This is a genomic window from Mycobacterium saskatchewanense, assembly GCF_010729105.1.
Taxonomy (GTDB): domain Bacteria; phylum Actinomycetota; class Actinomycetes; order Mycobacteriales; family Mycobacteriaceae; genus Mycobacterium; species Mycobacterium saskatchewanense.
This window is the reverse complement of sequence record NZ_AP022573.1, coordinates 2,530,509-2,551,635: the sequence shown is the minus strand read 5'-3', so window position 1 is coordinate 2,551,635 and position 21,127 is coordinate 2,530,509. Positions and strand designations below refer to the sequence as shown.

Here is a 21,127-nt window from a genome sequence, read left to right as displayed (position 1 = left end):
ATGAGCACCGGACCCCTAGCCGGACGCCGAGCACTGGTCACCGGAGGCTCGCGCGGAATCGGCGCGGGAATTGTGCGCCGGCTCGCCGGCGACGGCGCCGCGGTGGCGTTCACCTACTCGTCATCGGCCGGCGCAGCCGACAAGTTGGTCGCCGAGGTGACCGCCGACGGGGCCAAGGCGGTGGCCATCCGGGCCGACAGCGCCGATCCGGCACAGGTGGCCGCCGCTGTCGAGCGCGCGGTCGCCGAGTTGGGCGGGTTGGACATCCTGGTCAACAACGCCGGGACGGCACACTTGGCGCCGATCGACGAATTCCCCCAGGAGCAGTTCGACCGCGTGGTGGCGATCAACATCGGCGGCGTCTACTCGGCGATCCGCAGCGCGATCGGTCACCTCGGCGCAGGGTCACGGATCATCAACATCGGCAGCATCAACGCCGACCGCGTCCCGATGGCCGGACTGGCCGTGTACGCGATGACCAAAGGCGCGGTCGCGTCCCTGACCCGCGGGCTGGCCCGCGACCTGGGGCCGCGCGGGATCACCGTGAACAACGTGCAGCCCGGCCCGATTGACACCGACATGAATCCCGCCACCGGCGAATTCGCCGACGCCATGCGGCAAGTCATGGCACTTGGCCACTACGGACACACCGGCGATACCGCTGCCGTGGTGAGTTTCCTGGCCGGCCCGGAGTCGGGATTCGTTACGGGAGCGAACTGGAACGTCGACGGCGGGTACACCGCCTGACCCTCACCGGTTGACGGGCCGGATGAGCGGCGGACGGGACCAGGACGATGCCCGCACCTAGCGGGCCGGGCCAGGCCCGTCGTCAACTTCACCGCTTTGGCCGTCGAGTGCCTTGAGCGTCAAGGCAATCAGCCACAGCAGGACCGCGTACGAAAGGATGTAACTGGGCAGCAGCGCCCGGACGGAGTAGCCGCCGAACAGCAGGGCCGCCGCGCTGGCCAACATGTCGCCCACCCAGCCCGACACGACCACCCCGACCACGATGGCGATGTAAGCATGCTCGGGTTTCCGGGAAATCTTCCGCGGCCCCGCCGGGTGACGTACCAGATGCTCAGGGCGGCAACCACTATCGCCGAGGCGGCGAAGCCGGCCACCATCCATGCCGGGGCCGGGTGGCGGGCGCGCAAATGGGAGGCGTGGAATATCGCGTGATGCCGGCGGCGCCGCTGCGCGCAATCCCGGCCGCCTGGCGCAGCTGGTCGGCTTTGCCGCTGACAACGGGCAGGTCGGCGCTGGTCCGTTCCCGCAACCCGTCGCCGCCTGCGCCGTGCCAGGTCATCGCGTAGGACTGGTTGCGAATCTGGAGGAACGCTTCCTCCTAGCGGCCGGCTATCTGGTTCCAGTAGCCGCCAGCGTCGACCAGATGCTCGGTGCTCCACGCTTGGATTTTCGACAGGGTGGCCGGCATCTCACATCACCCGGATCTCCCCCACGGAGGCCATCTCATCTACTGCCGTGACCTCCTGCTGGCCGTAGCGCGCGACGGCCGCCGTCAACTCCGTCCATTGGCCGGCCGCACCGCCCAGCTGTTCGAGAAGTACCTGCAGCTCGTTTGCCCCCCATGGGGCGAGATTGTAGGCATCGCGCTCGATGGGGGGCTGTTCGCGTTGCTGCCGATACGAGATCTACGTCGTCCCGCGCCCGAGGGGTTGCTGTGCGATAACGCTCGCCGGCGCAACTCAATTCGCGTCCGAGCGTTACTGTCTCACGGCCTCGACGTTGATCGTGACAGAGACCTTGTCACCGATCACGGCGCCGCCGGACTGCATCGGCATGTCGATGTCGATCCCAAAGTCCTTGCGGCTCAGCACGACCGAAGCCTCGAATCCCGCGACGGGGCCGCCGCCCATGCCCTCGCTGACGCCGTAGAAGTCCAGGTCCAGGCTGATCGGCTTCGTCACGCCCTTGAGGGTGAATTGGCCGTCGAGCACGTAGCGCTCGCCCTCCGGCCGCAGCGCTGTCGAGATGAACGACGCCTTCGGGTACGCCCCGGCATCGAAGAACTGCGGCGACTTCAGGTGTTCGTCGCGCTGGGCGTTTCCGGTGTTGATCGAGGCGACGTCGATCTCAGCCTCCACCGATCCTGTGCCGTTCGCGCCGACGGTGATCGTTCCGCCGAAGGTCGGGAACAGTCCCCGAACCTTGCTCACGACCAGGTGGCGAACCCAGAACTCGATCGAGGAGTGAGCCGGGTCGATCGTCCACACCCCGGTCTCCAAAGCGGTCGCTGTAGTCATTGGTATGCCTTTCCCGCGCTTTCCCGGATCCGGCGGGATCGCCGGATCCCCGTTGATCAACCGGACCGAAGTCCGGTTGATGCCACATTAACAGGTAATCGGACCGCGGTCCGATTGGGCATGGGTCGTCCGGCACGAGTCGGCCGCGGGCAATCGGGGTACTGGTGTCGTAGCCGACCACGCGCGCCGGAGTGCCGGCCCTCGGAGAAACTGACCACGGAAGGGGCCTGATGGCGCACCGCGATGACGACTCCACCGAGGCGCTGCTGCAGGAACTGCTGCGGAGCTACGGGCCGTGCGGCCAGGAGGACGCGGTTCGTGCGGTGTGCGCGCGGGAGCTCGAACCCCTCGTCGACGACATGTGGGTCGACGCCGCGGGAAACCTGATCGGATACGTCGCCGCCGACGAATCCGCGATGACGGCCGGCCAACACCACCGGTCGACGGTCACGCCGGGGTTGGGCGCCGCGACGCGGGTCATGGCGCACATGGACGAGCTGTCCATGCTGGTCAAGCGGGTCGAGCCCGACGGCACCCTGCACCTGACGCAGCTGGGCACCATGTACCCGGGAAACTTCGGACTGGGCCCGGTCGCCGTGCTCGGGGATCACGAGACACTCACCGCGGTGCTCACGCTGGGCTCGGAGCACACCACCCAGGAGAGCCAGCGCATCTGGCAGACCAAGCCCGATCAAGGGGATAAGGCGCTCGACTGGAATCACGTCTACGTCTTCACCGGGCGCACTCGGGAAGAGCTGGACGCCGCCGGGGTGCGGCCCGGCACCCGGGTGTGCGTCGACCGCAGCAAGCGGTCGTTGGTCGAGATCGGCGACTACCTCGGCTGCTACTTCCTGGACGACCGCGCCGCGGTCACCGCGCTGCTGTGCGCCGCCAGGGCGCTGCGCGAGGGCGGGCAGCGCCCCGCCGAGGACGTCTACTTCGCGTTCACCACCAACGAGGAGATCGGCGGCGTGGGAGGCACCTATGCCAGCGCCACCCTGCCCGGAACGCTGACCCTCGCCCTCGAGGTCGGGCCCACCGAGCAGGAGTACGCGACCACCGTCAGCGGCGGGCCGATCGTCGGCTACAGCGACGCCCTGAGCGTCTACGACAAGGACGTCGCGGATCGGCTGATGCGAATCGCCGCCGACCGGGGATTGTCCCCGCAGGCAGCAGTGTTGGGCGCCTTCGAGTCGGACGCGTCGCACTCGAAGGCCGGCGGGCTGACGCCGCGCGCGGGACTGCTGTGCCTGCCCACCCTGAGCACCCACGGTTACGAGGTGGTGGCCCGCGGCGCGATCGAGGCCATGGCCGCGATCGTGGTCGACTTCGCGATGCGGCCCGCCCAGACTTAGTCGAATAGCCCCGCCCAATCGGACCGGGGGAATCGCGGTCGCACTCCTGTACCAGTCGATTTCGGCGTGTCAAGGAATTCGCACCAGTAATGTGGCGATGCTGGTCACACCGGATCACCACGTTGGAAACCGTTGCGCCGCAGTGCGCGACGCGCGCAGCCGTGCGTGGAGGCCATCCCGACCGATTTACTGATGCCAGCCGGAAAACTGCCTGAATATTGATTAAGACTGGCGTGGCGGGACCAATGTCGCGTCGCGCCGCTTCTACTGTCGGTTCATGCATACCGAGTACTTCTTGCAAAGAATTCCCGTCGAGTCCGTAGAGCCCGGATTTTCCCTCGCGATTCACCGCGACGGCGACTACCGGCTGTTCCAGGTGGAGTGCACGCAGATGTCTCAGCGGGCCGGTCACCCGGTGACGTTCACGCTCACCTCAGAGCCCGTGGACGGCGGCCAACCCTGGGTCTTCGAGTGCGAAGCGGGCACCCCGGTCGTCCGGATCCTCGGCGTCAGCAAGGCCGCCTCCTAACATCATCAGCCGGGCTTGGCCGCGGCGATGAACTGCAAGGCGCGCTGCGTCTGCTGGGCGACGTCGACCAGGCCGGCCGACGAGAAGAGGTCGACAAAGGCGTGTCGGTCGAACATCGTCAGCCCGATCAGGCGGGCGCCGGTGTCCAGCGCGAACCGGACCGGTGGCACGTCGGGGGTGTAGCTGGTGAGGACCGCCACCCGGCCCCCAGGCCGGAGCACCCGCACCATCTCCTGCGCGACGCGAAACGGCTCGGGCATGAGGTAGAGCGCGCCGAAACAGCAGACGGCGTCGAATGTCGCGTCCGCAAACGGCAGGCTGCGGGCGTCGCCGCGGACATAACAGATGCGCGGCGCGCTGTTGTCGTGAACGGCCCGCGTCAGCATCGGCTCAGAGATGTCGAATCCCACCGCCAGGCCGCCATGGGGAAGCCGCTCGGCCAGCGGCCGGGTGAAGTTGCCCGGCCCGCAGGCGACGTCGAGCAGACGTCGTGCGGTGGAAACCTGCAGGGCCGACGCCGCCCGGCGCTGCTCCGCGCCGGTGGTGACGCCGCTGGCCACGTAGAAGGACGTCGGGCGCCACAGCCGCTCGTAGACGGTCGCCACGAACGGGCTGTTCATGGCGCGCTGGGCGAAGGTCGGTGCCGGAGAGCTCATGGATTCGCCCAGCACGTCGAGGAAGCCGTGGCGCAGCACGGCCGGCTCGGTGAGGAGACCGCGGGTGGTCTCGACCGCATCCTGGCTCATGTCCCGGCTTTCGTCGGAGGAAACCGCGCCTGGTGCGCTGATGACCTTCGCAGGCTAGTGGATCGCGGGCCGTGGTCGCGGGCCGCTGGGCCGGGCGTCCAGTCGCGCGCCTCTGCCTATCACTGTCCGCACGTGTGACTGACGCAATCCCCTCGCCGGCCGCGTTGTCCGGCACTCTCGGCTCCGCCGAAGAAGGAGACCGACTTTCCTCTTCGGCCCCATGGCTGTTGGGTGCGGTGGCCTAACCGTTGTCCCCCGTTCTCGGGTGCGAATGATGCAATCCGGTGAGCCGCGGGCTGCGCTCCAACCGATGAGCATGCCGCAGGCCGCTGCTTGCCGAGGCCGGAACATGCGCCATAACCTGGGCAGCATCCGACCGCGTCCAGCAGTGGGGCTGGTGCGGTATACGACGGCAACGCAGGCGGGCGGTTCATGGCACAGCGGCCAGCGCGACGCGCGGACCCGTCCCGCAATTGCACGGTCGGCGGGCTGGTGCAGTGGCCGGAGTGACCGGCGCCCGGGCCGAAGAGCTGGCCGCGATGGACATCTTCGAGGGATGTCCCACAGAGGACTTGGCGCCGTTGGCATCCGCCGTCCAACCGCTGCGGGCCGAGGGCGGCCAGGTGCTGATGCAGCAGGGCGAGCGGGCACTGTCGTTCCTGCTCATCTCGTCGGGCACCGCCACCATCACCCACGTCGGCGAGGACGGTGTGGTGGTGGTCGAACAGGCCCTGCCCGGCATGATCGTCGGGGAGATCGCCCTGCTGCGTGACATCCCGCGGACCGCGACGGTCACCACTGCCGGACCACTGACCGGTTGGGTCGGCGACGGCGACGCCTTCGTCCGGTTGGCGCACGTCCCCGGGATCATGCCGCGGCTGGTCCGCATGGTGCGCCAACGTCTCGCCGCCTTCATCACGCCGATCCCAATCCGGGTGCGCGACGGGACCCATCTGATGCTGCGCCCGGTGCTCCCGGGTGACAGCGAGCGGACCGTGCACGGACACATTCACTTCTCCAGCGAGACGCTGTACCGGCGTTTCATGTCGGCCCGGATGCCCACGCCGGCGCTGATGCATTACCTGTCCGAGGTCGACTACGTGGATCACTTCGTCTGGGTGGTGACCGACGGAAGCGACCCCGTGGCCGACGCGCGCTTCGTTCGCGACGACACCGACCCGACCGTTGCCGAGGTCGCCTTCACCGTGGCCGATGCCTACCAGGGGCGCGGGATCGGGTCCTTCCTGATCGACGCCCTGTCCATCGCGGCCAGCGTCGACGGAGTCGAAAGGTTCTCGGCCCGAATGCTTTCCGATAACGCACCAATGCGCGCGATCATGGATCGCCACGGCGCGGTCTGGCAGCGCGAGGACGTCGGCGTCATCACCACCGTCATCGATGTGCCGCGCAGGAGCGACCTGAAGTTCCGGCGCGACACGGCCGAGCAGATCATGCGCGTCGCCCGTCAGGTGATCGAGGCGGTCGGCTGACTCGGGCGCGCTTGGCGCCGGTTCCCTGGTTCGCGTGGTATGAACGCCCGATGCGGCCATCCTGGCTTGCCTCGGCGGCATGTCTCGTGCTGGCGGCGGCGGTGGCCGCATGCAGCCATTCACCGGCGCCTCGGCCGCCCGTCACATCCACGAAATCGCCAGCGCCGCACGGCGTCGCGGTCAACCCCGCCAACATCAGGCGCGTCGTCGGTGACCTGCCGCCCGGATACGAGACGACCACCGGCATCCCCAGCGGGGTGTCGCCGAGGGCCATCTGGAGCCTGGCCGCCGGCGCGACGGCCGACCCGCCCCAATGCGCCCTGCTGGCCGACCCGGGTGACGGCCGAGACCAGTCCGCACAGGGCGTATCCGGCTCGGGTCCGGGCGGCATTGTTAACGCGGTGGTGGTAGCCGTGCCCGGGTCCGTGGTCCTGGCGCCCGAAGTCGTCGCCGCATGCGGACAGTGGTCTATGAGTTCCGGCCGCGACACCGCCACGGTGCGCCTTGTCGAAGCTCCCCACGTCGATGGCGCCAATACGGTCGGCATGGTGGGGGAAATCAAGTCGTCGGTCGAATCTGGAACCGAAATCGACTCGCGCATCTACACATTCGTTGCCTACCTAGGTTCTTATTACGCGTTCACCACGCTGAGTGCGGACCCAGGTTCGGCGCTGCCGGCGCTGCCGGCGCAGTTCGCCGCGGATTTGCTCGTGAAAACGGTGTCCACGTTGCGCGGGTGAGCGGGTGCCTTGGGTAGATTGGCCCCGGTGTTGAAGGTGTTGCTCGCGATCGCGTCCGGGTGCGCGCTCGCCGGGTGCTCATCGGGTGCGGACAATTCCGGGGCGAAGGCGGATATCGGCAAGGTTGCCGCCGTGAAGTCAAGCTTCGGGCCCGAGTTCAAGGTCACCGACATCGCCGAGCGTGGGATCGACCCCAAGCTGTTGGCCTCCCGCAGGTTGCCCGACGGGCTCACCTTCGATCCGGCGAACTGCGCGAAAGCGGCGGTGGGGCCGGACATGCCGCCGGACCTGCAGGGCAACATGGCCGCGGTGTCCGCCGAAGGTAAGGGCAACCGCTTCGTCATCATCGCTGTGGAGACCTCAAAAGCGCTGCCCTTCAACGATCCCGGGAAGGACTGCACGAAGGTGGCGTTCTCCGGAACGGGGGTGCGCGGCGGCATCGAGGTGGTGGACGCGCCACACATCGACGGGACGCAGACCCTAGGGGTGCACCGGGTGCTGCAGGCGATCGTGCCCGGCGGCGCCCGCACCGGCGAACTCTACGACTATTCCGCCCAATTCGGGGACTACCAGGTCATCGTCATCGCGAATCCGCTGGTGGTCCCCGACCAGCCCGTCGCTCCGGTCGACACCCAGCGCGCCCGCGACCTGCTGGTGAAGGCTGTCGGCGCGGTCCGCGGGTAGCGGGCCATCGGGCTAGCGCACGCCGCGGGGCCGGAACTGGATGCTAACGCGCGGACCCGTGGGCGCCGAGGTCTTGGGCACCGAATGTTCCCAGGTCCGTTGGCATGACCCGCCCATGACCAGCAGGTCGCCGTGGGCCTGCGGCAAGCGCAACGACGGGCCGCCGCCGCGGCGCCTCATGGCGAAGGTCCGGGTGGCGCCCAGGCTGACGATCGCGACCATGGTGTCCTCGGTGCTGCCGCGGCCGATGGTGTCACCGTGCCAGGCGACGCTGTCCGAGCCGTCACGGTAGCAACACAGCCCGACCGTGGTGAAGGGCTCGCCGAGCTCGCCCGCATAGATGTCGTTGAGCCGGCGGCGCAGGCGCGCCAGCATGGGATGCGGCGATTCTTCGACGGTCAGGTCGTGAAAGCTGACCAGCCGGGGCACGTCAACCACCCGGTCGTACATTTCGCGGCGCTCGGTCCGCCACGGCACCGTCGACAGCAGAGCTTCGAGGAACTCGTCGGCGTCGGTCAGCCAGCCGGCGCGCATCTCGATGAAGGCGCCGTCTCCGAGCTGCCGGCGCTCCGTGTGCTGAAACAGGGAGCCCTGGACCGCGATCTCCACACCGCCCAGTTTATCGCACACCCGTTCGATCGTCGGGGCGCGTGGGGTGAGCGGCTACCGTTTCTTGTGTGGGTCATGTCGAACTGGGCACCAATTCCGAAGTGGGCACGCTGCGCGGGGTCATCGTGCACCGCCCCGGGGCGGAGTTGCGACGACTCCACCCGCGCAACGTCGACCAACTGCTGTTCGACGGGCTGCCATGGGTGGCGCGGGCACAAGAAGAGCATGACCGGTTCGCCGCGCTGCTGCGTTCGCGCGGCGTCGAGGTGCTGTTGTTCTCGGATCTGCTGACCGAGGCGCTCAACCACAGCGGGGCCGCGCGGATGCAGGGCGTGGCCGCCGCTGTGGATGCACGTCGACTGGGAATGCCGCTGGCGCAAGAGCTTTCGACCTACTTGCGAAGTCTGGACCCGGTCCGGCTGGCGCAGGTGCTCATGGCGGGGATGACGTTCAACGAGCTGCCCCAGGGCGCCCGGACCGAGGTCTCGCTGGTGCTTCGGATGCACCACGGGGGCGATTTCGTCATCGAACCCCTACCCAACCTGGTGTTCACCCGCGACTCGTCGATCTGGATCGGGCCGCGCGTGGTGATCCCGACGCTGGCTCTGCGGGCGCGCGCCCGCGAGGCGTCGCTGACCGACCTCATCTACGCCCACCATCCCCGGTTCACCGGCGTGCGGCGCGCCTACGAATCGCGCACCGCGCCCGTCGAAGGCGGTGACGTGCTGCTGCTCGCACCCGGCGTGATCGCGGTCGGGGTCGGGGAGCGAACCACGCCCGCCGGTGCGGAGGCGTTGGCGCGCAGCCTTTTTGACGACGACTTGGCGCACACGGTGCTCGCGGTGCCGATCGCCCAGCGGCGCGCGCAGATGCACCTCGACACGGTCTGCACGATGGTCGACACGGATGCCGTGGTGATGTACGCGAACGTCGTCGACACGCTGACGGCGTTCACCATCGAGCGGACGCCGACCGGCGTGACCATCAGCGACGAAGCCCCCTTCCTCGAGGCCGCGGCCAAAGCGATGCGCATTGACAAGCTGCGGGTCATCGACACCGGTCTGGACCCCGTCATCGCCGAGCGTGAGCAGTGGGACGACGGGAACAACACGCTGGCGCTGGCACCCGGGGTCGTGGTCGCCTACGAGCGCAATGTGCAGACCAACACTCGCCTCGAGGAGGCCGGTATCGAGGTGCTGACCATCGCCGGCTCGGAACTGGGCACCGGTCGTGGCGGCCCCCGGTGTATGTCCTGCCCGGTCGCGCGCGATCCCTTGCCTTAATGGCTGTGGCGCTTTGGCGGCAATTTCGGCGCGTCGCGCGTCGCGCGTCGCGCGAGACGCGTGACGCACGAGACGCACCAGACGGGCAGGCGCGAGGTACTCAAACGAAAACGGCACACTCAGCGCCAGCTGGGCAGCCAGATCTCCATGTTCCACGTCTCCTGGGAGATGGGAAGGCCGGTGAGCACCGGAAAGAGCCACGCGAAGTTGGTGACCACCAGAGCCACATAGCAGCAGACGGCGATCAGCCCGAGCGTGCGCCGCTCGGAGTTCTGAGCGAGCCGCGGGCCCCCGGAATACAAGATGTCGCCGCAGATCAACGCGATGGCCATCGTGAGGAACGGCGCCATCGTCGCCGCATAGAAGAAGTACATCTGCCGGTCGATGTCGGCGAACCACGGTAACCACCCGGCGCAATATCCGGTCAGCACTGCCGCGTAGCGCCAGTCGCGGCGCACCAGCGTCCGCCAGGCCGCATACACCAGCACCGGCACCGCCAGCCACCACATGGCGGGGGTGCCGACCATCATCTCCGCTTTGACGCACGACTGCGCACCGCACCCCGGCACGTTCTGCTGATCGATGGCGTAGAGGACGGGCCGCAACGACATCGGCCAGCTCCACGGCTTGGATTCCCACGGGTGGTAGTTGCCGGCGGAATTCGTCAGTCCCGCGTGGAATTCGAACGCCTTGGCGGTGTAATGCCACAACGAGCGAATGGCGTCCGGCAAGGGGACCACGGAGTGGGGCCCGATGGACTGGCCCACCTCGTGCCGGTCGATGGCCGTCTCGGAGGCGAACCATGGCGCGTAGCTGGCCAGGTAGACCCCGAACGGGATCAGGGCCAGCGCGTACGCGGTGGGGACGAAGTCGCGCCGCAGCACCCCCAGCCACGGCCTGGTCACCTGGTACTGGCGCCGCGCCGCGGCGTCGAACGCCAACGACATGGCGCCGAAGAACACTATGAAGTAGAGCCCGGACCATTTGGTGCCACAAGCCAATCCGAGAAGGATGCCCGCCAGGAAACGCCACCAACGCACACCCAGCCGCGGGCCCCAGACGGTTTCGGCGTTGCGGCCCGCCATGAGCGCGACGTGCATCCGCCGGCGGACCTGATCCCGGTCGACGATCAGCGCCCCGAATGCGGCGACCACAAAGAAGGTGAGGATGCCGTCGAGCAAGGCGGTCCGGGCGGCAACAAAGCTCACCCCGTCACAGATCACCAGCACGCCGGCGATCGCGCCGACCAGCGTCGAGCGGCTGATCCGCCGCACGATGCGCATCACCAGCGTCACCATGACCACGCCCAGCAAGGCACCGGTGAACCGCCACCCCACACCGTCGTAGCCGAAGACCGCCTCCCCGAGCGCGATCAATTGCTTCCCCACCGGGGGATGCACGACCAGACCGAAACCGGGGTTGTCCTCGACTCCGTGGTTGTGCAGCACCTGCCAGGCCTGGGGCGCGTAGTGCTTCTCGTCGAAAATCGGGGTGCCGGCGTCGGTGGGGGAGCCGAGGTTGAGGAAACGGGTCACCGTGGCCAGCAGGGTGATCACACCCGTGACCACCCAGCCGCGGATGGTATCGGTGGGCCCGAAATCCGCCACCGGGACCAGCGGCCCGGGACTGACGACGGGCACGACGCGCTCCGCGACGGCATCCTCCGCGTGCACGGAGGTTTCGCTGGGCGGGGCGGTCATCACGTCGATCGTAGGCTGTCCGTCATGACCTCCGGTCGCCTATTGCTGGGCGCGACCCCGTTGGGCCAGCCGCTGGACGCGTCGCCGCGTCTCGTCGACGCCCTCGCCCGTGCCGATGTGGTGGCCGCTGAGGACACCCGCCGCGTCCGAACGCTGGCCAAGGCGCTGGAAGTGCGGATCTCGGGCCGGGTGGTCAGCCTGTTCGACAGCGTCGAGGCCGAGCGGGTGGCCCCCCTGGTCGAGGCGGTCCGCACGGGTGCGACCGTGCTGGTGGTCAGCGATGCCGGGATGCCGCTGATCAGCGACCCGGGCTACCGACTGGTCGCGGCCTGCGCGAATGCCGGCCTGCCGGTCCAATGCCTGCCGGGGCCGTCCGCGGTGACGACGGCGCTGGCCGTTTCCGGCATGCCGTCGGACCGGTTTTGTTTCGAGGGGTTCGCCCCGCGCAAGAAGTCCGCGCGCCGGGCGTGGCTGGCCTCGCTGGTCGACGAGCCCCGGACGTGCGTCTTCTTCGAATCGCCGCGCCGGTTGGACGCATGCCTGCGCGACGCCGTCGAGGAACTCGGCGGGACGCGCCGGGCGGCGGTGTGCCGGGAGCTGACCAAGGTGCACGAGGAGGTGGTGCGCGGTTCGCTCGACGAGCTCGCGGCCTGGGCGGCCGACGGCGTGCTCGGGGAGATCACGGTGGTGCTGGCCGGCGCGACGCCGCGCGCGGACGTGCCGTCCCTGGTGGCGCAGGTGGAGACCCTGGTGGCCGCGGGGGCTCGCGTCAAGGACGCCTGCGGCGAGGTCGCCGCGGCGCATCCCGGCATTCGGTCGCGACAGCTCTACGACGCGATTTTGCAGTCACGCCGCGAGTGAGCGCCGGTTCAGAAGTGGGGAAGGTTCAGCGGGTTCGGCAGCGACGGGAGCGCCGGCGGCGGCAAAGCCGGTAGCGCGGGCGGCGGTGGCAACGCCGGAAGCCCGACCGGGATAGCCGGCAGTGCGGGGGGCGGGGGCAGCGCCGGCAGACCCGGGGCGCCGGACGCGATCATCGGGAGGGCCGCCGCCGCCAGGATCGTGGGATCGATACCCGGCAACCCCGGAACTCCCGGCAGGCCGGGCAGACCCGGCAAGCCGGGAAGGCCGGGAAGACCCACGCCCGGCAATGCGGGCAGGCCAACCGCCGGGACACCGGGCAGGCCGACCGCGGGCAGGGCGGGCAAACCGACCGCGGGGAGACCCACCGCAGGCAGGCCGGGCATGGCCGCGGCTGCGGCCAGCGCGGGCATGCCCACCCCCGACAGGCCGGGCAGGCCCACCCCGGGGACCGTAGGCAGGCTCACGCCGAGGTTCCGCGGCAGGAACCCAATCTGTTGCAGGTAGGCGATCGCGATGGCGGCGCTGGTTACCGTGCCGACGGCGCCGCTCGCCACGCCGATGAGCGTGCCGCCCACGCCGACGACGCCGTTGACGATCGAGAATGCCGCGTTCGCACCGGTGGGGATGCCGGCGACGCCGGCCAGGCCGGGCAGGAGCATATTCGGGTCGAGCATGCCGAGGGCGCCGGCGTCGGGCAGGCCCAGCAGGCCGGGATCCGGCAGGCCGCCCAGGTCCGTGGGTCCGCCCGCGGCGGGCGCCCCGCCGCCCCCACCGCCGACGAAGCTGGGGCCGGCGGCAACGCCGGCCGAGGGGCCACCGGGCGTGGCGGGCTCGGGGGGCGTCACGTTGGCCGCCGGGGTGAACGGTGTCGGCGCCGGCGACACCAGGTCGCCGGACGGCTTCGGCGTCTCGGGCATGAGGACGGAAGCCACCCGCTCGCACTTTGCACCACCGCACGCTCCGCTGGCCTGGATCGGCGTACTGACCGAGGTCAGCGGCGTGACCGCCAGCGTTCCACCGACCAGGGCGGATGCCGCGGCGCCAAGGAGAGCGATTCTCATGACTGGGCCCCCTCTTGCAGTTGACTCGCGATCGGCACGGGTCAATGGTCAGAGCTTAAGCGCAACCTGGCGGTGATGCGGCCGTTATGCCGGAATCCGGCAGTCCGAATCGGCGCTATTCCGGTCGCTGGCCAGCTCAAATGACGCCGAGGTTGCCGCGCGGCGATCTGATCGAAAACATCCCGTCAACCGGGTGAGGCCACGGTCGCGATGCACCTCGCCCCGACGATCGGGGACGCCTTGTGCAGGCACTCGTCCCACTCGGCGTCGGGATCGGAGTCGGCGGTGATCCCGCCGCCCACACCCAGCACGGCTTTACCGGCGGTGTCGAACTCGATGGTGCGGATAGCGACGTTCAGTTCGCATCCTGCCACCGGGGACGCCAAACCGATCGTGCCGCAATAGACCCCGCGCCGATTCGGCTCCCACTGCGAGATCAGTTGGCGCGCCCTCATCTTGGGCGTCCCGGTGACCGACGCCGGCGGGAAAGTGGCGTTGAGCAGCGCCGACGTCGGCAGCTCGACAGGAACGTGCGCCGACACGGTCGACACCAGATGCCAGACGCCGGGCGCCCGCCGCACCACCAACAGCTCGGGCACGGTGACCGTGCCGGTGATCGCGACCCGTCCCAGGTCGTTGCGTACCAGGTCCACGATCATGATGTTTTCCGCGACGTCCTTCGCCGAGGCCCGCAGCGCCGACGGCCAGGCGTCCAGCGGCAACGTGCCCTTGATCGGGCTGGAGGTCACGACCTCGCCGCGGCGCCGCAGGAAGAGTTCCGGGGACAGTGACGCCACGGCGCCCCAGGATCCGGCCAGGTAGGCGGCCCGGGAAGGGGAGGTCCGCGCGACACCATCGGCGAAGAAATCGAGCGGGTCCCCGGTGGCGGTCCCGGTGAGTTGGGTGCACACGCAGGTCTGATAGACCTCGCCGGCCCCGATCGCCTCGAGGCACGCGAGGACTCCGGCGCGGTGGGCCGCGCGATCGGCGGCGCCCCAGTCGATCCGGCATTCGCGCCCCGGCGCCGGCCCGGCCGCGAGCGCGGAGCTGAGCCAGCCCGGCATCGGCGCACCGGACAGGCTTTCGTACCACCAGTCCCCGGCCGCGTCGCGGCGCAGTACGCAGTCGCTCCAACCGCCGGCGGCTTCGGGAATCCGGGCGGACCGCCCGTCCGCGCCCGGATCCGGGTAGGAGAGGTAGCCCAGCCAGCCGCCCCCCACGGCGCCGGCGTGGCGCGAGGTCATCTCAGCCGGGCCCGGCGCGACGGCGAAAACGTCGTCGACGCCCACCGGCCGCACCGCAAGGCTCGGGGCGATCACCGCCAGCGCGCCGAACCACTCGCCGGTCAGCGCGGCCGGCGGCGGGAGTCCGAGCCGGCCGGTCGCATCGCCGACGGCTCGCAGCACCGCGGGAGCGGCGCCGAGGTCACCAAGCCGGTCGATTCGCACTGCCCCAGCTTGACAGAGCACGGGATTTCCGCACGCTGGGCGGCCGACTTCAGCGGCGGCTGATCTCGCGCGCCGCCACCAGGTTGGTCAGCTTGTCCGGGTTGCGCGTCACATAGAAGTTGGTGATCTTGTCGTCGACGACCTCGACCGTGACCACCCCCTCGAGGCGCCCGTCGAGGATGAACAGGACCGCCGGTGCGCTGTTGCAGGTCACCGTCTTCAGGCGCAGGTTCGACCCGGCCTTGCGCAGCAGCCCGGTGACGGCGGCGGCCACCCGTGCGGCGCCGACGACGGGCCTGCGGGCGGCGCTGACCTTGCCGCCGCTGTCGGCCGTCCAGGTGGCGTCCGGGGCGAGCATCGCCATCAACGCCTCCACGTCACCGTCCGCGGCGGTACGTAGGAAACGCGCGGTGATTTCGGCATTGCGTTGCGGGTCCGTCGCGTCGAATCTCTTGCGCCGGGCCCGCACATGCTCGCGGGCCCGGTGCGCGACCTGCCGCACGGTCGGTGCCGGCTTGCCAACCGCGTCTGCGATCTCGCCGTAATCGAAGCCGAACACCTCGCGCAGGACGAACACCGCCCGTTCGTCGGGGCTGAGCGTCTCCAGCAGGACGAGCATCGCCATCGATACCGATTCCGCGAGAACGACATCGGCCGACAGGTCCTGCTCGTCGAGGAGCAGTGGCTCGGGCAGCCATGGCCCGACGTACTCCTCGCGGCGGCGGGCATCGGCCCGCAGCGCGTTGAGCGCCTGACGGGTGACGAGCTGGGCCAGGTAGGACTTGGTGTCGCGCACCGACGCCAGCTCGACGGCCGACCAGCGCAGGTAACTGTCCTGCAGCACGTCGTCGGCCTCGGTCGCCGAGCCCAGGATTTCGTAGGCGATGGTGAACAGCAGCGGCCGCAATACGGTGAACCGTTGGGCGTGTTCGTCGCCGGCCGGCTTCATCGGAGGGCGACCCGCCGGTCGGCCGGCTCGGGCGCGGGCCGGTTGCCTCCTTTGAGCCAGAAGTACGAGCCCGGTTTGGCCGCCTCCCGCCGAATGGACCAGACGGTGCCCTTGCAGATCGTCTCTTTGAGCGAGGCCGCGACGCGTCCGCCCAGAACAAGGTTCATCGGGGTGTCGTCGGTGTGGGCCAGTTGGTAAGCGGCGTCCGATCTGCCCAGGCTGATGCACTGGCCGACGAACGCCTGGTTCAGGGGCGCCGGCGTCCCTCCGGCGATGCGGCTGAGCACGGTGTTGGCGGCCTGGGCGCCCAGCGGCCCGGCGGCCTGGCAGCTCATCCGGAGCGGTCGGCCCGACGGCGCGGCCGCGTCACCCGCGGCGACGATCCGATCGTCGTCGATGCAGGTGAGCGTCTCGTCGGTGAGCAGCCGACCGATGGCGTCGGTCCGCAGCCCGCTGCGGGCGGCCAGGTCGGGCACCGCGAACCCGGCCGTCCACACGGTGACCGCGGCGGGCAGCACGGACCCGTCGCCGAGCACGACCGCGTCCCAGCGGACTTCGCCAGCGCTGACGGACTCGAGGACGTTAACGCCGAGCCGGCGCAGACGCTTGGCCACCGAGCGCCGGCCCCGGTCGCTCAAGGACGGGCCGAGGGTATCCCCGCAAACCAGGGTCACCAGGCGGCCCCGATCGGCCAGCTCGGCGGCCGTTTCGATGCCGGTCAGCCCGCCGCCGACCACGGCGACGGGCGTGCTTGACGGCAGGTCCGTCAGGGCGCTGCGCAGCCGCTGCGCGCTCTCGAGATCCGCCACGGAATAGGCGAATTCGGCCGCACCGGGGACCGCCGGCGGCACGACGCCGGTGCTGCCGACGGCGTAGATGAGGTAGTCGTAATGCAGCTCGGTGCCCGAGCCGAGCACGATCCGCCGGTCGCCGGCCGCGACGCGGGCGACCGTGTCGACCACCAGCCGGATCCCGTCGCCGAGCAGCGAGCCGAAGTCGGCCGTAGCGGCACCGGTGTCGGAGGCCAACTGGTGCAGGCGAATTCGCTCGACGAACACTGGCCGAGGGTTCACCAGCGTGATGTCGATGTCCGGATTCTGCCGCAGCCGGTTGGCGGCCAGGGTTCCGGCGTATCCCCCGCCGACGACGATGACGTGAGTTCTCGGGGCCACCTCGGTCATAGCTCTCTCCTACTCTCTTGGGGTGTGTGCCCTTGAGACACCGCGCGCCCCGCGAGCGTGACAACAGCGGAGGCGACTGTGATCCGTCTCACTGCGCCGTGCGGGTTCGGGGTGATCCTCTTGCAGTCCACCGCGCGGGACGGTGGATGCTACGCTGCGCTACACCGGTTCGGGGGCGTGTCCCCGGCGAGGACTGCCCGCCGGACATTCGCGAAAGACCGAGAAGACGACCATCCGCCTGATTGGGCCGGGCGCCCAGCCGGGACATGTGGCCCACCTGGGAGGAGCCCGTGCCGCGCAGCCTGGATCTCGTCGTCACCTCCGTGGCCACCCAGCTCATGGAAGCCACCGGAGCGACCGCCACGCGGGTGAGTGAACGGGTCCTGGCGCAACTGGTCGAGCAATTCGATCTGGACGCGAGTTTTCTGCGCCACCATGACCACGACATCCGGGCGTCGGTCCTCGTCGCCGAGTGGCCGCCGCGCGAGGACCTCCCCGATCCGGACCCGTTGGCCGTAGTCCACTTCACCAGCGCCGACCCGGTGCTCGCCGAGTGTGAGCACGGAAGAAAACCGGTGATCATCCGGTCCGATCAGCCGCACCGGCCCCTCCTGCGCTGGATGGGCAAGGGCAGGGGGGTGACCCCTCGCTCGGTCGCGGCCGCACCGCTGGTCTCCGGTGAGGTGACCACGGGCGTGCTGGGCTTCGTCAAGACCGGCGCGCGGAGGTGGAAGCAGGAAGAGATCAACACGCTCGAAGTCGTCGCCGCCTTGTTCGCCCAGCTGCAGGCGCGCATCGCGGCCGAGGAAAAGCTGCGCTACCTGGCCGAGCATGACGACCTGACCGGCCTGCACAACAGGCGGGCGCTGGTGGCGCACCTGACCGAGCGGCTCGCCCCGGGCAATCCCGGACCGGTCGCCGTCCTCTACCTGGACCTGGATCGGCTCAAGCCGATCAACGATTACCTCGGTCACACCGCCGGCGACTGGTTCATCCGGGTGTTCGCGCAACGCATTCGGACGTGCGCCGGGAGCGAGAGCATGATCGCCCGGCTGGGCGGTGACGAGTTCGTCGTGGTCCCGGACCAGTCCATGTCGACCGCGACGGCGGAGTCGTTCGCCCGGCGGCTGGGGACGATGCTGCGCGAGCGGCTGGCCATCGGCGGCCATATGATCACGCGCACCGTGAGCATCGGGCTGACGGTCGGCATGCCGGGGCGAGACAACAGCACCGACGTGTTGCGCCGGGCCGACGAGGCAGTCCTGACCGCCAAGCGCGCCGGCGGCAACCAGGTCGCGACGTCCACCGACGACATGTCGCTCAAGAGTGCCTTCCGCAACGACATCGAGCTGCATCTGCAGGGCGACATCGACAGTGAGGCGCTGCTGCTGCACTATCTGCCCGAGGTGGACCTGTGGACCGGCGCGGTGGTGGCGGCCGAAGCGCTCGTCCGTTGGCGGCACCCGATCTGGGGGCTGCTGCTGCCGGATTCGTTCATCGGGGTGGCCGAGTCGACCAACCTCGCCGGGGAGCTGGGCCGGTGGGTGATGCGCAGCGCCTGCGCCGAGTTCAGCCGCTGGCGATCCAACGGCGTGGGTCTAGGTGCCACCCTGCGGATCAACGTGTCACCCGTGCAGCTCATCACCCGGGGCTTCGTCCACAGCGTCGCCGCCACCATCGACGAGTTCGGCATCGACGCCGGGTCGGTCTGCCTGGAGATCACCGAGCGCGCCGTGGTACACGACATCGATACCACACGGAAGACGTTGGGAGAGCTCAAGGACGTCGGGGTCCAGCTCGCCATCGACGACTTCGGCACCGGGTATGCGGTCCTGTCGCATCTGAAGTCGCTGCCGGTCGACACGCTGAAGATCGACTCCGGCTTCGTGCGCGACCTGGGGAACAACGCCAGTGATTTGGCCATCGTCCGGGCGATCATCGGCCTCGCCGAGGCGTTCGGCCTGCAACTGGTCGCAGAAGGGGTCGAAACCCCCTCCGCCGCAATGACTTTGATGCAACACGGGTGTCACCGGGCGCAAGGATTCCTGTTGTCCCGGCCCGTGCCCGGCGACGCCATGGAAGCTCTGCTCGCCGCGCGTTGGATGCCGATGCCGTTCCTCGCTGACCGCGAGGCGTTGCCGTCAGGTGCGATCTAGTCCCGGTGACGATGCCCCGCCTATTGAGGAAAACCGCGCTGCTGGCTGCCTTGCTGCAGGCTGTGGTGTTGAGCGGATGCGGCGGCCACGCGAATCCCGGGCCGCTGTCGGCGATGGTCTTCCCGGCCATCCCGCCCACGGCGCAGGAAATACCCAATCCGCTGCGCGGCCAGTACGAGGACTCGCTGGATCCACTTTTCCCGCAAGGTAACGCGGCGCAGCAGCGGTACCCGGCTTGGCCCGCGTCCGACGATGCCAGCCTCCGCGTCTCGTGGCGGCAGCTGCAGCCGACCGACCCCCGCACGCTGCCCCCGGACGCCCCGGACGATCGCAGGTTCGACTTCGGTGTGATCGACGACGCGCTGACGAAGCTGGCGGACCGCAACATGCGGCTGACGCTTCGCGTATACGCCTACAGCTCCCGTGACTCCCGCTCCGACGACACGAACATCGCGGTCCCCGACTGGATGCGGCCGGCCACCTCCGCCTATCCCGCGCCGCCCAACGGCCGCGCCCCGGCCGTCACGCAGGTCGTTCCGAATTGGAATGACTCCGCCTATCTCAACGGTTTCGGCCAGCTGCTGGCCGCGCTCGGCCGCCGCTACGACGGCGACGAGCGGCTCAGCGTGTTCGAGTTCTCCGGTTACGGCGATTCGAGCGAAAACCAGATCGAGTACCTCCGCGACGTGTTGGGCGCGCCGGGCGCCGCACCCGACGACAGCGTCGCCAAGCTCGGCTACTACAGCCAGTTCCGCGACCAGAGCATCACCATCGCTTCCATCCGTCAGCTCGTCGCGGCCAACGTGGGCGCTTTTCCCCATACGCAGTTGGTGGTCACGCCGCAGAATCCGGAGATCGTGCGTGAGTTGCTCGCCGACGATGTGACCACCCGGCTGTCCGCCCCGGTGGGAATCCGCGCGGACTGCCTGGGGGTCCAGGCGCCGCTGCCCACATGGGCGGAATCCGCGGACTCGCACTTCGTGCGGTTCAACGATCCCGTCGTCAACGCGATCAAACAGCGATTGTCGTCGGCGCCGGTGATCACTGCATGGTGCCGGCCGCCCGACGGAACCGATCCCCGGGTCTACTACGAAAAGGGCCTACACGACGTCATCCGGTATCACGTCTCGATGACGTCGAGCACCGGCTTCCCGGACCGCGATGCGGGTTCGGCGATGGATCCGAAGCTGTATTCGCTGTGGTCCCACGCCAATATCTTCGCCGGCTATCGCTACTCGGCGGAGGCGAAACCGGGGTCGCAATCGATCCAGGGCTCGACCGCGGCGATCTCCGTCGTGTGGACCAACTACGGCTCGGCGGCGGCGACCGAGCACTGGGCGCCCGGCTACCGGCTGGTGGATTTCTCGGGCGCCGTGGTCCGGAGCGTGCCCGCCTCGGTCAATCTCCGGACGCTGGTCCACGACGACTCCAGCCAATCGCGCGACGAGGCGGTTCCGGAGTCGACGACGGAGTCCGTGCACGTCGACATCACCGGGCTGGCGCCCGGGCACTACACGCTGCGGGCGGCCGTGGACTGGCAACAGCACAAGCCCGGCGCCTCACGCGTGGTGAATTACGCGCCCATGGCGCTGGCCCGTGACGGCCGCGACGGATCGGGCTCGTATCCCATTGCCACCCTGGATATTCCGAGTGATTCGGGCCAAAACCAATGAGCCACTACGGGGCCCGATCGCAGCGCCAACGAGGGGAGTAGGACCCACCCTGCGCATGGTTCGACGGTTGCCATCCAGCGCGCGGTGGCCCCGCCGGCGGATGAAACGCTATGGCTCTCCTGACTGCTTCGGTCTTCCCGGAGCTCCGACCGGGGGTTTACTGGCAAACTGCCAGGAGCTAATCCCCGCAGTACGCAAACTGTTAGTTTGAGTCCAAGGCAGAACGCGCACAACAGGTATCGGCAACGGGCCGGGTTAAGTCACGCCGAGTGGCATGTGGGTGCTGATAACCTTGTACGCGGACTATTTGCCTGCCGGGGAACGTCCGAGGGGCTCTCCCTGAAATGGCTGATCGGTCGCAATGTTTGTGCCACGCTTAAAGAAAGACATTGTTGACG

At 69.2% G+C, this 21,127-nt stretch carries 20 protein-coding genes and 1 pseudogene; 11 read left to right on the top strand and 10 right to left on the bottom strand.

Translation table 11 applies throughout. The features are described 5' to 3' along the window. Complete coding sequence (locus G6N56_RS11720; RefSeq protein ID WP_085256615.1) at positions 1-747, top strand: SDR family oxidoreductase; 747 nt, start codon at positions 1-3, stop codon at positions 745-747. Positions 748-804: 57 nt separating this feature from the next. Here the strand turns inward: G6N56_RS11720 and G6N56_RS11715 are convergent, their stop codons facing one another. Continuing rightward, positions 805-1,008 (bottom strand): hypothetical protein, encoded by a 204-nt coding sequence (locus G6N56_RS11715; protein WP_085256616.1) that lies wholly within the window; start codon positions 1,006-1,008, stop codon positions 805-807. Between the two features lie 15 nt (positions 1,009-1,023). On the opposite strand from G6N56_RS11715, the gene G6N56_RS11710 reads away from it, so the two are divergent. Continuing rightward, positions 1,024-1,179, top strand: coding sequence for a hypothetical protein (locus tag G6N56_RS11710; RefSeq protein WP_158090735.1), 156 nt, complete (start codon positions 1,024-1,026; stop codon positions 1,177-1,179). Here the strand turns inward: G6N56_RS11710 and G6N56_RS29050 are convergent. Next, positions 1,178-1,435: pseudogene (locus G6N56_RS29050) on the bottom strand (hypothetical protein); the annotation flags it as partial. The gene G6N56_RS11710 and the pseudogene G6N56_RS29050 overlap by 2 nt on opposite strands. 289 nt (positions 1,436-1,724) lie before the next feature. Further along, positions 1,725-2,264: a YceI family protein gene (locus tag G6N56_RS11705; RefSeq protein ID WP_085256665.1), complete on the bottom strand. Its 540-nt coding sequence runs from the start codon at positions 2,262-2,264 to the stop codon at positions 1,725-1,727. A gap of 230 nt (positions 2,265-2,494) precedes the next feature. Between G6N56_RS11705 and G6N56_RS11700 the strand changes: the two genes are divergently transcribed. After that, positions 2,495-3,619 carry a M42 family metallopeptidase gene (locus tag G6N56_RS11700; protein ID WP_085256617.1) on the top strand — a complete coding sequence of 375 codons (1,125 nt, stop codon included), beginning with the start codon at positions 2,495-2,497 and terminating at the stop codon, positions 3,617-3,619. A gap of 277 nt (positions 3,620-3,896) precedes the next feature. Further along, positions 3,897-4,148 carry a hypothetical protein gene (locus tag G6N56_RS11695; RefSeq protein WP_085256618.1) on the top strand — a complete coding sequence of 84 codons (252 nt, stop codon included), beginning with the start codon at positions 3,897-3,899 and terminating at the stop codon, positions 4,146-4,148. Positions 4,149-4,153: 5 nt separating this feature from the next. Here G6N56_RS11695 and G6N56_RS11690 read toward each other — a convergent pair whose 3' ends face one another. After that, positions 4,154-4,894 (bottom strand): class I SAM-dependent methyltransferase, encoded by a 741-nt coding sequence (locus G6N56_RS11690; protein WP_085256619.1) that lies wholly within the window; start codon positions 4,892-4,894, stop codon positions 4,154-4,156. Between the two features lie 539 nt (positions 4,895-5,433). On the opposite strand from G6N56_RS11690, the gene G6N56_RS11685 reads away from it, so the two are divergent. From G6N56_RS11685 to G6N56_RS28410, 3 genes are read left to right on the top strand one after another with little or no spacing between them, the layout of a single operon-like run. Further along, positions 5,434-6,384, top strand: coding sequence for an acetyltransferase Pat (locus tag G6N56_RS11685; protein WP_142280677.1), 951 nt, complete (start codon positions 5,434-5,436; stop codon positions 6,382-6,384). Positions 6,385-6,434: 50 nt separating this feature from the next. Next, positions 6,435-7,124, top strand: a complete 690-nt coding sequence (locus tag G6N56_RS28415; RefSeq protein WP_085256666.1) for a DUF5642 family protein — start codon at positions 6,435-6,437, stop codon at positions 7,122-7,124. 27 nt (positions 7,125-7,151) lie between these two features. Beyond that, positions 7,152-7,808, top strand: coding sequence for a DUF5642 family protein (locus tag G6N56_RS28410; RefSeq protein ID WP_085256621.1), 657 nt, complete (start codon positions 7,152-7,154; stop codon positions 7,806-7,808). 12 nt (positions 7,809-7,820) lie between these two features. Here the strand turns inward: G6N56_RS28410 and G6N56_RS11675 are convergent, their stop codons facing one another. Then, positions 7,821-8,417 (bottom strand): alpha-ketoglutarate-dependent dioxygenase AlkB, encoded by a 597-nt coding sequence (locus G6N56_RS11675; protein ID WP_180150561.1) that lies wholly within the window; start codon positions 8,415-8,417, stop codon positions 7,821-7,823. A 68-nt stretch (positions 8,418-8,485) separates the two neighbouring features. Between G6N56_RS11675 and arcA the strand changes: the two genes are divergently transcribed. Next, entirely contained in the window at positions 8,486-9,700 is a 1,215-nt protein-coding gene (arcA, locus tag G6N56_RS11670) for an arginine deiminase (protein WP_085256623.1), read from the top strand. A gap of 119 nt (positions 9,701-9,819) precedes the next feature. Here the strand turns inward: arcA and G6N56_RS11665 are convergent, their stop codons facing one another. Then, the gene (locus G6N56_RS11665) at positions 9,820-11,400 is read right to left on the bottom strand and encodes a dolichyl-phosphate-mannose--protein mannosyltransferase (RefSeq protein ID WP_085256624.1); all 1,581 of its coding nucleotides are present in this window, start codon (positions 11,398-11,400) and stop codon (positions 9,820-9,822) included. 24 nt (positions 11,401-11,424) lie between these two features. Here G6N56_RS11665 and rsmI point away from each other — a divergent pair, with 24 nt between their 5' ends. Beyond that, positions 11,425-12,261, top strand: coding sequence for a 16S rRNA (cytidine(1402)-2'-O)-methyltransferase (rsmI, locus tag G6N56_RS11660; protein WP_085256625.1), 837 nt, complete (start codon positions 11,425-11,427; stop codon positions 12,259-12,261). Between the two features lie 8 nt (positions 12,262-12,269). Here the strand turns inward: rsmI and G6N56_RS11655 are convergent, their stop codons facing one another. The 4 genes from G6N56_RS11655 to G6N56_RS11640 all read right to left on the bottom strand — a co-directional run bounded on the left by G6N56_RS11655 (position 12,270) and on the right by G6N56_RS11640 (position 16,900). Beyond that, positions 12,270-13,322, bottom strand: a complete 1,053-nt coding sequence (locus tag G6N56_RS11655; protein ID WP_085256626.1) for a hypothetical protein — start codon at positions 13,320-13,322, stop codon at positions 12,270-12,272. A 185-nt stretch (positions 13,323-13,507) separates the two neighbouring features. Continuing rightward, positions 13,508-14,770 carry an aminodeoxychorismate synthase component I gene (locus G6N56_RS11650; RefSeq protein WP_085256627.1) on the bottom strand — a complete coding sequence of 421 codons (1,263 nt, stop codon included), beginning with the start codon at positions 14,768-14,770 and terminating at the stop codon, positions 13,508-13,510. 49 nt (positions 14,771-14,819) lie between these two features. Further along, positions 14,820-15,719, bottom strand: a complete 900-nt coding sequence (locus tag G6N56_RS11645) for an RNA polymerase sigma-70 factor (RefSeq protein ID WP_085256628.1) — start codon at positions 15,717-15,719, stop codon at positions 14,820-14,822. Further along, the gene (locus tag G6N56_RS11640) at positions 15,716-16,900 is read right to left on the bottom strand and encodes an NAD(P)/FAD-dependent oxidoreductase (RefSeq protein WP_085256629.1); all 1,185 of its coding nucleotides are present in this window, start codon (positions 16,898-16,900) and stop codon (positions 15,716-15,718) included. Before G6N56_RS11640 ends, G6N56_RS11645 begins: the two co-directional genes overlap by 4 nt. Before the next feature lie 290 nt (positions 16,901-17,190). Here G6N56_RS11640 and G6N56_RS11635 point away from each other — a divergent pair, with 290 nt between their 5' ends. Further along, entirely contained in the window at positions 17,191-19,056 is a 1,866-nt protein-coding gene (locus G6N56_RS11635; protein WP_085256667.1) for a putative bifunctional diguanylate cyclase/phosphodiesterase, read from the top strand. A gap of 11 nt (positions 19,057-19,067) precedes the next feature. Further along, on the top strand, positions 19,068-20,729 hold the full coding sequence (locus G6N56_RS11630) for a hypothetical protein (RefSeq protein ID WP_085256668.1): 1,662 nt from the start codon (positions 19,068-19,070) through the stop codon (positions 20,727-20,729). The last annotated feature ends 398 nt before the right edge of the window (positions 20,730-21,127 follow it).

Excerpts from the sequence above, each read along its gene's own strand:
- G6N56_RS11720 (WP_085256615.1), top strand. The coding sequence starts at position 1 with ATGAGCACCGGACCCCTAGCCGGACGCCGAGCACTGGTCACCGGAGGC.
- G6N56_RS11710 (WP_158090735.1), top strand. The coding sequence starts at position 1,024 with ATGCTCGGGTTTCCGGGAAATCTTCCGCGGCCCCGCCGGGTGACGTAC.
- G6N56_RS11705 (WP_085256665.1), bottom strand. The coding sequence starts at position 2,264 with ATGACTACAGCGACCGCTTTGGAGACCGGGGTGTGGACGATCGACCCG.
- G6N56_RS11700 (WP_085256617.1), top strand. The coding sequence starts at position 2,495 with ATGGCGCACCGCGATGACGACTCCACCGAGGCGCTGCTGCAGGAACTG.
- G6N56_RS11695 (WP_085256618.1), top strand. The coding sequence starts at position 3,897 with ATGCATACCGAGTACTTCTTGCAAAGAATTCCCGTCGAGTCCGTAGAG.
- G6N56_RS11690 (WP_085256619.1), bottom strand. The coding sequence starts at position 4,894 with ATGAGCCAGGATGCGGTCGAGACCACCCGCGGTCTCCTCACCGAGCCG.
- G6N56_RS11685 (WP_142280677.1), top strand. The coding sequence starts at position 5,434 with ATGGACATCTTCGAGGGATGTCCCACAGAGGACTTGGCGCCGTTGGCA.
- G6N56_RS28415 (WP_085256666.1), top strand. The coding sequence starts at position 6,435 with ATGCGGCCATCCTGGCTTGCCTCGGCGGCATGTCTCGTGCTGGCGGCG.
- G6N56_RS11665 (WP_085256624.1), bottom strand. The coding sequence starts at position 11,400 with ATGACCGCCCCGCCCAGCGAAACCTCCGTGCACGCGGAGGATGCCGTC.
- rsmI (WP_085256625.1), top strand. The coding sequence starts at position 11,425 with ATGACCTCCGGTCGCCTATTGCTGGGCGCGACCCCGTTGGGCCAGCCG.
- G6N56_RS11655 (WP_085256626.1), bottom strand. The coding sequence starts at position 13,322 with ATGAGAATCGCTCTCCTTGGCGCCGCGGCATCCGCCCTGGTCGGTGGA.
- G6N56_RS11645 (WP_085256628.1), bottom strand. The coding sequence starts at position 15,719 with ATGAAGCCGGCCGGCGACGAACACGCCCAACGGTTCACCGTATTGCGG.
- G6N56_RS11640 (WP_085256629.1), bottom strand. The coding sequence starts at position 16,900 with ATGACCGAGGTGGCCCCGAGAACTCACGTCATCGTCGTCGGCGGGGGA.
- G6N56_RS11630 (WP_085256668.1), top strand. The coding sequence starts at position 19,068 with ATGCCCCGCCTATTGAGGAAAACCGCGCTGCTGGCTGCCTTGCTGCAG.